An 11,441-nucleotide genomic window follows, 5' to 3' on the forward strand; every position below is an offset into this window, starting at 1 on the left:
AGGCCCCGCCGACCCCATGATGTCGACCCGCGACAGCGAGCTTGGTACAGGCCGTGAGCAGGGCCCAGGCGCCCTGGTCGCGCTGAGCCAGCTTGCGCTCGACCACATGGAGCAGGGCGTCTGCGTCTATGATGCCGACAACCGGATCCTGCTGGCGAACCAGCGCTACCTGACGCTATTCGACATGTCGGCCGAAATCGTGCGGGTCGGCACCAGCTACCGCGAGGTGCTCGCGCACAGCGCGAGCCGCGGCAACTTTCCGCAAGACCAGCTCGACGTGTTGTATTCGATGCGGATGGCACAGATCGCCGCGGGCAAGCCGTTCCGCACCGAGCAGCGGCTGGCGAGCGGCCTCGTCATGTCGCTCGAGCTGAAGCCGCTCCCCGGCGGCGGCTGGATGACGATCTGCGATGACGTCACCCGCCTCGCCCGGCTCGAAGCGGAACTGCGCGTGCAGACCGAGCGCAGCCAGCACGCGCTCGCCAACATGTCGCACGGACTGATCATGTACGACGTCGGCAGCCGCGTCGTCGTCTGCAACGAACGGTTCCTGAATCTCTACAACCTCGATCCCGAGATCGTGAAGCCGGGCGCCGCGCATTCCACGGTGATCGAGCACTGGATGTCGCGCGGCAACCTGGCGGGCATGTCGGGCGACGAATTCTACCAGAGCCGGCTGGACGATGTGCGCAGCAGGAAGCCGAAGACGCTGCTGGTGATGCGCTACGACGGACGGATGGTGCAGGCGGTCTCCCGCTTCCTGCCCGACGGCGGCTGGGTCACGGTGCACGAGGACGTCACGGAGCGGCTGCAATACGAGGAAACGCTGCGGCAGCAGAATTTCATTCTCGATGCGGCGCTGGAGAACATGGCGCACGGGCTCGCCTTCTACGACAGCGACATGCGGCTTCGGGTCTGCAACACCACCTACCGCAAGATCTACCGGCTGTCGCCGGAGGAGACCCGGCCCGGCACCCATCTCGCCGAGCTGATCGAGCGATCGATGGCGAACGGCGCGTTCACCTCGGAAGACAGCGCGCAGCAGATCCTCGAAGCCGCCCGCGCGCGGATCGCGAATCGCGATTCCTCGCCGATGCGCCGGCGCATGTCCAACGACACCGTGATCTCGGTGCGCTATTGCGCGCTGACCGAAGGCGGCTTCGTCGCCACCTATGAGGACATCACCGAGCGCGAGCGCGCGATCGAGGAGCTGAGCGAGCAGCACCGCCGGTTCGACGCGGCCCTGAACAACATGAGCCAGGGCCTGTGCATGCTCGACGCCAGCCTGCGCGTGATCGTCTGCAACCGCCGCTACATCGAGATGTACGGACTGTCGCCGGAGACCGTGAGGCCAGGCGTCTCGATGCGGGAGATCATGGAGCACAGCTGCGAGCTCGGCATCCATCCGAACATGACCGGCGCCAAGCTCTATGCCGACTACGTCGAGAGGCTGCGCGAGGGCGAGCACACGCTGCACCGTCATTTGAACGACGGCCGCATCATCAAGCTCAATCACAAGCGCATGGAGCATGGCGGCTGGGTCGTGACCTATGAGGACGTCACCGAGCGCCATAAGGCCCAGGCCCGGGTGGCGCACATGGCGCGGCACGATTCGCTCACCGACCTGCCCAACCGCACGCTGTTCCGCGAGAAGATGGGCGAGGGCCTGAACCACGTCGCGATCGCCGGCGGCGCCATGGCGGTGCTGTACTTCGACCTCGATAATTTCAAGACCGTCAACGACCGCCTCGGCCATGCTGCCGGCGACCGCCTGCTGCGCTGGGTCGCGGCGCGCCTGAAGGAGAATGTCGGCGAGCACGACACCGTCGCGCGGCTTGGCGGCGACGAGTTCGCCGTGCTCCAGCGCGGGCCACAGCCGCAATCGGCAGAGGCGCTCGCCCGCCGTCTGGTCGAGATCATCGGTCATCCGCCGCCGCTGGAAAGCCAGTCGATCCATGTCGGCGTCTCCGTCGGTATCGCGATCGCACCCGACCACGGGCTCGACGCCGATGAGCTGATGAAATGCGCCGACCTCGCGCTTTACCAGGCCAAGGCCAAGGGGCGCGGCGCCTATCAGCTGTTCGAGCCCGAGATGGAGGAACAGGCGCGCAGCCGGCACGCGCTGGAGCAGGACCTGGTCGGCGCGCTGGAAGGGCGTGAATTCCACCTGGTGTTCCAGCCGCAGATGCGGCTCGATTCCTCCGAGCTCACCGGCTTCGAGGCATTGCTGCGCTGGAAGCATCCCTCGCGCGGCTTCGTCTCACCGGCCGAGTTCATCCCGATTGCGGAGGAGAACGGGCTGATCGTTCCGATCGGCGAATGGGTGCTGCGCACGGCCTGCGCCGCCGCCGCGTCCTGGCCCGGCGTCACCGTCGCGGTGAACCTGTCTCCGGTGCAGTTCCGCTCCCGCGGGCTGGTGGCGATGGTCACGAGCGCGCTCGCGGAAGCCGGCCTGCCGCCGCAGCGGCTCGAGCTCGAGGTCACCGAGACGGCGCTGCTCGACGACAGCAAGGCGACGATCGACATCCTGCACCAGCTCCGCGCGCTCGGGGTGCGCGTCAGCCTCGACGATTTCGGGGTCGGCTATTCCTCGTTGAGCTACCTCCGCAAGTTTCCGTTCGACCGCATCAAGATCGACCGCTCCTTCGTCGGCACGCTCGGCGAAAGCCCGGAGAGCGTTGCCATCGTCAGGACGATCGCGAGCCTCGGCTCCGTGCTCGGCGTCGAGACCACGGCGGAGGGAGTGGAAACCGAGGAACAGCTCGACTTCGTCCGCGAATGCGGCTGCACCGCGGTGCAAGGCTATTATTTCGGCAAGCCGTGTCTCGCCTCGGAGGTCGGCCGCACCATCGAGACGCTGAACATGGTCCGGCGGGTGGCCTGAGCGCTTCGGCCGTTCAAATTCCGCCTCTCGGCACGCGGCCAAACGACCAATTGTCGCATATGTCGGCTCTGTCGACGTTACCTGACCGACTGCCGCGCAGCGATGCGCGCAATGCGCTTTTCTTCTCCGTCAAATTCAGGAACAATCGCCCTCACAAGAACGAGAGACGGCAGTCCCAAAGAGGCCGCCGCGAGGGAGGCTTTCGATGTCGGGATACGGGCTGAAGACGATTGCACTTGCCGCGGTGTACGCCGTCATGGGCGCATTGCTCTCCACGGCCGCCAATGCGCAGGACTACCCGACGAAGCCGATCACGCTGATCGTGCCCTGGCCGGCCGGCGGATCGACGGACATCTCGATGCGCGCGATCGCCGACAGCGCCTCGAAGGTGCTGGGGCAGCCGATCGTGATCGACAACAAGGCCGGCGGCGGCGGCACGGTCGGGCCGGCGACGATGGCGGCGGCGGCGAAGCCGGACGGCTATACCATCTCGCAGATCCCGATCACCGTGTTCCGCCTGCCGCTGATGCAGGAGGTGTCGTGGGATCCGGCAAAGGATTTCACCTATATCGTCCATCTCACCGGCTACACTTTCGGCGTGACCACCAGCGCGGATTCGCAGTTCAAGAGCTGGAAGGACGTGGTGGAGTTCGCAAAGGCGAATCCGGGCAAGGTGACCTACGCCACGCCCGGCGCCGGCACCTCGCTGCATATCGGCATGGAGCAGATCGCCGGGATGTCCGGCATCAAGCTGACGCAGGTCCCCTTCAAGGGCGGCGCGGAGACCAACGCCGCCGTGCTGGGGCAGCACACCATGCTGCAAGCGGACTCCACGGGATGGCGGCCGCTGGTCGACGCCGGCAAGCTGCGGCTCTTGATGGTGTGGACCGGCGCACGCTCGCCGAACTATCCCGACGTGCCGACGCTGAAGGAGCTCGGCTATCCCATGGTCTATGATTCCCCGTTCGGCATTGCGGGACCGAAAGGGATGGACCCCAAGATCGTCGCCAAGCTGCACGATGCCTTCAAGAAGGCGATCGAGGATCCCGCGGTGATCGCCACGCTCGCCAAATACGACATGGTGCCGAACTACAAGAACACCGAGGATTACAAGAAATTCGTCGTCGAGGTCACGGAGTCCGAGCGCAAGGTGATCGAGACCCTCGGGCTTGCGAAGAAATAGCTGGTCTCGCCGCAAATGCTGTCGTCATCCTGAGGTGCGAGCCGCACTTGCGGCTCGCCTCGAAGGATGGATCGGGGCACCGTCGCCCTTCGAGGGCTACGCTGCGCTCCGCCACCTCAGGACGACGGTGATCTCAAGGCGCTTCACATGAACAACGACACCCAAGTCAAGCTCCGCCTCAGCAACTCCGAGCTCTGGGGCGGGCTGATCGGGCTCGCGCTCGGCGGCTTCGTGATCTGGTCGGGCTTGAAGCTCAAGCTCGGCACCATCAACGATCCCGGCTCCGGCTATGTGCTGTTCTACACCGGCATCCTGATGTGCGTGTTCGCAAGCGCCATCATCGTCTCGGCGGTCACCGAGGGCGGGCCGACGCTGGCCTCGCGCTGGGAGAACGTGCGCTGGAGCAAGCCGCTTGTCCTCATCGCCTGCCTCACCGCATTCGCCTTCGCGCTGGAGCCGCTGGGATTCCTGCTGTCGTCGATCCCGCTGATGCTGCTGCTGTTGCGGCTGATCGATCCGGTGCGCTGGACGCTGGCGATTCCGATCGCCGTGCTGGTGCCATCAGGCATGTGGTGGGTGCTCAAGCGGCTGCTGTTGATCCAGTTGCCGTCCGGCCTGTTCGGGATCGGCTGAACCCATGGATACGCTCGTCAACGTGGCACACGGATTCGGCGTCGCGCTGCTGCCGATCAACCTGCTCTACTGCTTCATCGGCGTCTTCATCGGCACGCTGGTCGGCGTGCTGCCCGGCATCGGCCCCATCTCGGCGATGTCGCTGCTGCTACCTGTGACGCTGTCGGGCACGCCGGAATCCGGCATCATCATGATGGCCGGCATCTATTACGGCTCGATGTATGGCGGCTCGACCACCTCGATCCTGGTCAACATCCCCGGCGAGGCCGCCTCGGTCGTCACCTGCATCGACGGCCATCAGATGGCGAAGCAGGGCCGCGCCGGCCCCGCGCTCGGCATCGCCGCGTTCGGCTCCTTCGTCGCCGGGACGTTTGCGCTAATTGCCTTGATGCTGGTGGCGCCGAAGCTTGCCAGCCTCGCCATTGCCTTCGGCCCCGCTGAATATTTCAGCCTGATGGTGCTCGGCCTCGTCGTGCTCACCTTTCTCACCCAGGGATCGATGCCGAAGGCGCTGCTGATGGCGTGCATCGGCGTCGTGCTCGGGCTGATCGGCCTCGACAGCATCACCGCGCAGCCGCGGCTGACCTTCGGCCGCATGGAGCTGATCGACGGCATCGGCCTCGTGCCCGTGGTGATGGGCCTGTTCGGCGTCGCCGAGGTGCTGCTCAACACCGAGCAGGCGATCAAGCGCGACATCATCAACACCAGGATCACTCATCTCCTGCCCAGCAAGGAGGACTGGAAGATGAGCGCAGGTCCGGTCGGCCGCGGCACCATCCTCGGCTTTTTCCTCGGCATCCTGCCGGGCGGCGGCGCTGTGGTGGCGTCATTCGCCTCCTACGCACTGGAGAAGCGGCTGTCGAAAAGGCCCGAGCGGTTCGGCCACGGCGCGATCGAGGGCGTCGCCGGCCCGGAATCGGCGAACAACGCCGCGGCGGGCGGCGCCTTCATTCCGCTGATGACGCTCGGCATTCCGCCGAACGTGGTGATGGCGCTGCTGCTGGGGGCATTCGTCATTCACGGCCTGCAGCCGGGGCCGCTGCTGATCACGCAAAACCCCGGCCTGTTCTGGGGCATCGTCGCCAGCATGTATATCGGCAACGTCATGCTGCTGATCCTGAACCTGCCGATGATCGGCATGTGGGTGCAGCTGCTCAAGCTGCCCTACAACATCCTGTTCCCCCTGATCATCCTGTTCACGATCCTCGGCGTCTACTGCTCCAGCAACAACGTGTTCGACGTCTACGTGATGATCGCGTTCGGGATCATCGGCTATTTCATGCGCAAGCTCGGCTACGAGCCGGCGCCGCTGGTGCTGGCCTTCGTGCTGGGTCCGATGATGGAGAACAATTTGCGCAAGTCGCTGATCCTGTCGCAGGGCGATCTCTGGACCTTCGTGCAGCGGCCGATCTCGGGCGCGTGTCTCGCGCTTGCCCTGGTGCTGCTGATCGCGCCGCTGCTGCCGTCGCTGCGCAAGAAGCGCGAACTGGTGGCGCTGGACGAGGGGGCGTAGCGTCGTAGGGTGGGTTTGCCCTGCAGATGCGCGAAGTGCGTCTGCTCGGCGTAACCCACCTCTTCTATCGCTGCGGATGAACAGCGGCGGGTTACGCCTTCGGCTAACCCACCCTACGATCTAGCTTGCCGCAGGCAGCGCGCTGTCCGACGGCGCGCCCCACGGGCGCTCCGCCGATGCCAGCCCGATCAGGCGGCCCTGGATGTAGTCGCAGCCCCAGTCGCGCAGCATGTTTGCGGCTTCGTCGTCCTGCACCCATTCGGCGACGGTCTTGATGTCGAGGCGGCGGGCGAGGTCGATCAGGGTCTGCACGAAGGCGCGGTCGTCGGCGGAACGGGTGATGTTCTGCACGAAGGCGCCGTCGATCTTGACGATATCCACGCCGAGCTTGCGCAAATTGCGGAACGAGGTGTAGCCGGCGCCGAAATCGTCGATGGCGATGCGGCTGCCGAAATGCTTGAGGCGGCTGACGAAGGCGCGAACCTCATCGATGTCCTGGATCGCGACCGTCTCGGTGATCTCGATGATCAGCCGCTCGGCGACACCGGGATGAGCCAGCATCAGCGATTCGATTCCCGCCCACCAATCCGGATCCATCGTCGTATCCGGCGAGATGTTGAGGCTGAGACGGATGTCGGGCGCCGCCGCGAGCTCGGCGACGACGAGCTCGAGCACGCGGTGATCGACCAGGCGGATCAGGCCGAGCCGTTCGGCGACCGGCACGATGTCGGGCGCGAGCAGCACCTGGCCGTCGCCCTGGTTCATCCGCACCAGGCATTCATGGAATGCGCGCTCGCGCGAGACAGCCGAGACGACGGGCTCATAGGCGAGCCTGATGCGGCGCTCGTTGAGCGCGGTGACGATCTCGTCCGTGACGCGAATGTTGACGCGGCGCTGTGCGTCGCGCGCGGCATCCGGACGCCACGCCGCGAACGAGCCGGCGCGGCGGCGCTTGGCGGCGTCCAGGGTTTCATGGGCGCGGTTGACGGCCTCGTCGGTGTTGCGCGCGTAGCGCGGCAGGCTGACCGCGCCGATCGACGCGGTGACCGAGACCGGACCGGATCTGGTCGGCACCACCTCGTCGCGGATACCGGCGAGGAAGCGCTCGGCGGCCACGTTCATGTCGTCGACGGTGCAGTTCTTCAGGATCAGGCCGAACTTGTTGCCGGAGAAGCGTCCGAGCACGTCGCCGCCGCGCAGGCGCGCGCGAATGCGCTTGGCGATGTCGAGGATCACGGCGTCGGCGACGTCGAAGCCGAAGGCATCGTTGACGCGGGCGAGATGATCGATGCCGACCAGCATGAAGGCGGCGGTCGAGCGGAAGCGGGTCGTCTCCTCGATCGCCTCGGCCAGCGCCGCAATCAGATGCGAGCGGTTGAGCTCGCCGGTCAGCGGATCGAGCCGGGCCAGCCTGCTCAATTCCTCGTCGCGGGCGTGGCGCTCATTGTTGATGCGGACGGAGCCGATCGCACGCGTGGGACGGCCGTCGGGACCTGCGAACCAGCGGCCGGTCTCCTCGATCCAGATCACAGGATCGGAGGCGCTCATGCGCACGCCGTACTCGACCCGGTAGGGGGTGCCGTCGGCGCCGTGCACCGGGGAGGTCAGCGCCAGCGCGGCCGTCCGCAGCGTTTGCGCGGGCTCGATCAGCTTGGCGAATTCGGCGCCGGTCGCGAGCCGCTCGGCGGGAATGCCGGGGAAGACGGCGCTGACCTGCTCACCCCAGACGATGGCATCGCTGGCGATGTCCCAGGCGAACACGGCCTGGCCGAGCGCGGCGAGGATGTCGGAGGCTTGCGGCAATGCAGGGGTCAAAGTCGCCTCGATTCGGGACAGTGGAGAAGTCCTGAGTCGGCACAGAATAGAGCCAGATTCGCCCCCGACCCTAGGCAAAGTTGATAAACAATTTGGAAACCACGTTTCCCTGGCGCGGGGAACCAAACCGGCGCGGCCGGCATAGGCCTTGCGAGTACAGGACTCGCACCGGCGCCCGCGTCCCGAAACGCGACAAGGCCGGATCAACGGTGATTGCGATGTTGGGTACTGATCGACCGGAAGCTGCGGCCAACGGCACAGGAACGGCCCTGGTGCCGCTGATGCCGACGTTGCGGTGGGTTCACAAGGCGCCGCTGCCGCGCCCGGATTCGAGCTTCGTCACACAACTCCTCGCTAATGCCGAATCTCTGCCCCAGACCAGCCGTTTCCGCCGCGCCTCTTCCGAAGATGCGCTGCTCGCCTATGGTAGCAAGCAACCGTTGCAAAGTGTCAGTTCGCGGACGCGGCAGGTGGCTTGAGGCCGATCAGCGCGGCGGCGTGTCGGAAGACGGCGGCGTGCCGTTCCCCGGCTGCAGCTGCGGCGAGGGAATTTCCGGCGAAGGCGGGCTCTGCGCCGGCTTTGGCGCCGGATGATCCATCAGCACGGATTCGGCGACGGATTGCGCGGTAGGGGCGGGCGGCGCCGCCGGTGCCGGCTGCGGCGCGATCACCGGCTCGAACTTGCGCTCGGACTCCACATCCTCGGCCGGCGCTTCGGCCCTGCGCTTGGCCTTGCGCGGCGCCGGCACCGTCGTTTCGGCGACATAGGTGACGCGGCGGCGCGTGCGCTGGGCAATGCCGCCGAGGAAGTCGGCCATCGCCAGCAGCACCAGCAGGAAATAGGTGGAGTTGCCGAATTTGGGCCACATCACGAATTCGGCGGCGGCCGCGCCGAAGATGATCAGCGACAGCAAATGATCCATCAGGAATTTCGAGCCCGGTCGCGCGCCCTTGACCACCTCGAGCAGCAGCAGGACGATGCCGAGCGCGAGCAGGAGATCGGCCAGCGTGACCGGCCAGGCCTCGCCCGTGAGCATCGGCACCTTGAACAGCACGTCCGAGAAGGACACGCTGGGCATCAGGAAGGCGATGATGTTGTACACCGCGAGCGGAATCAGAAGCAGCGGGAAACCGACCATCGGCGAGATGCCTTCTCGATCAAGATATCCGGACAGAACAATGCAGCGGCGAAGCATCTGCTCCGCCGCCGTCACCGTCTATCTCATGGGTTGGCGGAAATCGGGCGGGTCCGAACTCCCGCCCGGGAAAGATCCTGGTGTCAGGACTCTTTCTTCTTCAGGACCTGGCGGCCCTTGTACATGCCGGTCTTGAGGTCGAGATGGTGCGGACGACGGAGCTCGCCGGAGTCCTTGTCTTCGACATAGGTCGGCTTCTTGATGGCGTCCGCCGAGCGGCGCATGCCACGGCGCGACGGCGAGGTTTTTCTTCTCGGAACGGCCATTTCAATATCCTCTAGGGATTGGTGTCATCAGGGCATCGTCCGCGAAGGGACGGCTCAGCACCCGCAATACGAGGCGAGCTGAATGCCGATCAAGGCCGCGCTTATAGAGGAAGGCTGGCCGTAAAGCTAGGCTCTTGGGCCGGAAAATACGCCCGGAACGGGCCAAAAATCAGCGATTTTCGCGCCAACAGGTCGCAAGCGAGCTCGCCTGCCCTCGCGCCATATAGGTAGCTGCCAGCCGCCGGACGCCCGGTCCGGGGGTCCGGGCGCTGCGTTTGACCGGATTCGGCAGGACCGAGGCCAGAAGTGCCGCCTCGCGGGGCGAGAGGCTTTCGGCCGACTTGCCGAAGGCATAGGCGCTGGCCGCCTCAACCCCGAACTGCCCCTGCGGGCCGAGCTCGGCGATGTTGAGGTAGATTTCGAGAATCCGCTGCTTGGGCAGGACGAGGTCGATCCAAAGCGCCAGCGGGAATTCGAGCGCCTTGCGGACGAAATCGCGCCCCTGCCACAGGAACAGGTTCTTCGCGACCTGCTGGGTGATGGTTGAGGCGCCCCGGAAGGCAGTGCCGTCCTCCCTGGCGTCGTCGATCGCCTCGCGCAGCGCGCCCCAATCGATGCCGTGATGCTTGCAGAAATGGGCATCCTCGGCCGCCACCACCGCGCGCGGCAGAGAGGGCGACATATCAGCCAGATCGATCCACTCCCGCTGCATCGGCGCGCCGCGCAAGCTGCGCCAGGCCATCGGCGTCGAAACAGGGTGGCCGGCGCGGTAGAACGGCGCGATCACATAGGGCGCGAGGACCACGACCGCGAGCACCACCAGCAGGATTTTGACGATGCGCAAATCGACCTTTCCGGTGCAAACTAAAGAGCGGCCACGGGCTGGAGCATTAAGTCTGTGATAATTCGGGCCTTTTCCAGCACTTTTTAGGCCTTCCAAACGATTGACTGGGGCGGGCGCATAAAGGATTGTCCCGCCGAATTTTAGTTCTGGAGCCCCTCTTGATGACCGGCACGTCCCCGTCCGATTTCGCCAAACGTCTGGACAAGACCGCTGATGACACCGAAGCCCTGCTCGGGCGCCTGCTGTCGGACGACATCCTGCACGACGAAATCGCCCGGCCCAAGCGACTGATGGACGCAATGCGCTATTCGAGCCTGAACGGCGGCAAGCGCCTGCGGCCGTTCCTGGTGGTGGAGAGCGCCGCCGTGTTCGGCGTGCCGCGCGAGGCGGCCCTGCTCGTGGGCGCCGCGCTCGAATGCATCCATTGCTATTCGCTGATCCATGACGACCTGCCGGCGATGGACAATTCGGACCTGCGCCGCGGCCGCCCCACCCTGCACAAGCAGACCGACGACGCCACCGCTATCCTCGCCGGCGACGGCCTTCTGACGCTCGCCTTCGACATCATCACCCGCGACGAGGTCCATCGCGACTCCAATGTGCGGCTGCTCTTGACGCGCGCGCTGGCGCGCTGCGCCGGGATCGGCGGCATGGTCGGCGGCCAGATCCTCGATCTTGCCGGCGAAGGCCGCTTCGGCGGCAACGAGCCGATCGACGTCGCGCGTATCCAGCAGATGAAGACCGGCGCGCTGCTGCGCTACGGCTGCATCGCCGGCGCAATTCTCGGCCAGGCCTCGAAGGCGGAATATCAGGCGCTCGACGATTACGGCCGCGCGCTCGGCGAAGCCTTCCAGATCGCCGACGATCTGCTCGACGTCGAGGGCGATGCCGCCGCGCTCGGCAAGCCGGCCGGCGCCGACGCCGCGCTCGGCAAGACCACCTTCGTCACCCAGCTCGGGATCGAAGGCGCCAAGCAGCGCGTGCGCGACCTGCTCGCGCGCGCCGACAGCGCCGTCTCGATCTTCGGTGACCGCGCCGCCGTGCTGCAGGCCGCCGCGCGCTTCGTGGCCGAGCGGAAGAACTGAGTTTAGGCGTTCAGGGGAGCGG

At 66.0% G+C, this 11,441-nt stretch carries 10 protein-coding genes; 6 read left to right on the forward strand and 4 right to left on the reverse strand.

Going from position 1 to position 11,441, the window contains the following annotated elements:
- Positions 1 to 19: 19 nt before the first annotated feature.
- The 4 genes from N2604_RS38895 (at position 20) to N2604_RS38910 (ending at position 6,213) form a co-directional block, all read left to right on the forward strand.
- Positions 20 to 2,884, forward strand: a complete 2,865-nt coding sequence (locus N2604_RS38895; protein ID WP_260373183.1) for a PAS-domain containing protein — start codon at positions 20 to 22, stop codon at positions 2,882 to 2,884.
- Between the two features lie 205 nt (positions 2,885 to 3,089).
- Positions 3,090 to 4,067, forward strand: coding sequence for a tripartite tricarboxylate transporter substrate binding protein (locus tag N2604_RS38900; protein WP_260373184.1), 978 nt, complete (start codon positions 3,090 to 3,092; stop codon positions 4,065 to 4,067).
- 147 nt (positions 4,068 to 4,214) lie between these two features.
- The gene (locus tag N2604_RS38905) at positions 4,215 to 4,700 is read left to right on the forward strand and encodes a tripartite tricarboxylate transporter TctB family protein (RefSeq protein WP_260373185.1); all 486 of its coding nucleotides are present in this window, start codon (positions 4,215 to 4,217) and stop codon (positions 4,698 to 4,700) included.
- A gap of 4 nt (positions 4,701 to 4,704) precedes the next feature.
- On the forward strand, positions 4,705 to 6,213 hold the full coding sequence (locus N2604_RS38910; RefSeq protein WP_260373186.1) for a tripartite tricarboxylate transporter permease: 1,509 nt from the start codon (positions 4,705 to 4,707) through the stop codon (positions 6,211 to 6,213).
- A 120-nt stretch (positions 6,214 to 6,333) separates the two neighbouring features.
- Here the strand turns inward: N2604_RS38910 and N2604_RS38915 are convergent, their stop codons facing one another.
- On the reverse strand, positions 6,334 to 8,028 hold the full coding sequence (locus N2604_RS38915) for a bifunctional diguanylate cyclase/phosphodiesterase (protein WP_260373187.1): 1,695 nt from the start codon (positions 8,026 to 8,028) through the stop codon (positions 6,334 to 6,336).
- A gap of 218 nt (positions 8,029 to 8,246) precedes the next feature.
- Here N2604_RS38915 and N2604_RS38920 point away from each other — a divergent pair, with 218 nt between their 5' ends.
- Entirely contained in the window at positions 8,247 to 8,507 is a 261-nt protein-coding gene (locus tag N2604_RS38920; protein ID WP_260373188.1) for a hypothetical protein, read from the forward strand.
- Between the two features lie 6 nt (positions 8,508 to 8,513).
- Here the strand turns inward: N2604_RS38920 and N2604_RS38925 are convergent, their stop codons facing one another.
- From N2604_RS38925 to mtgA, 3 genes are all read right to left on the reverse strand, one after another.
- Entirely contained in the window at positions 8,514 to 9,167 is a 654-nt protein-coding gene (locus N2604_RS38925; RefSeq protein WP_260376393.1) for a hypothetical protein, read from the reverse strand.
- Positions 9,168 to 9,307: 140 nt separating this feature from the next.
- Positions 9,308 to 9,490 carry a 50S ribosomal protein L32 gene (rpmF, locus tag N2604_RS38930; protein WP_007598106.1) on the reverse strand — a complete coding sequence of 61 codons (183 nt, stop codon included), beginning with the start codon at positions 9,488 to 9,490 and terminating at the stop codon, positions 9,308 to 9,310.
- Positions 9,491 to 9,659: 169 nt separating this feature from the next.
- Positions 9,660 to 10,334 (reverse strand): monofunctional biosynthetic peptidoglycan transglycosylase, encoded by a 675-nt coding sequence (gene mtgA, locus N2604_RS38935; RefSeq protein WP_260373189.1) that lies wholly within the window; start codon positions 10,332 to 10,334, stop codon positions 9,660 to 9,662.
- A 161-nt stretch (positions 10,335 to 10,495) separates the two neighbouring features.
- On the opposite strand from mtgA, the gene N2604_RS38940 reads away from it, so the two are divergent.
- Positions 10,496 to 11,419 carry a polyprenyl synthetase family protein gene (locus N2604_RS38940; RefSeq protein ID WP_260373190.1) on the forward strand — a complete coding sequence of 308 codons (924 nt, stop codon included), beginning with the start codon at positions 10,496 to 10,498 and terminating at the stop codon, positions 11,417 to 11,419.
- Positions 11,420 to 11,441 lie beyond the last annotated feature (22 nt).

This window comes from Bradyrhizobium sp. CB1015 (assembly GCF_025200925.1).
GTDB lineage: Bacteria > Pseudomonadota > Alphaproteobacteria > Rhizobiales > Xanthobacteraceae > Bradyrhizobium.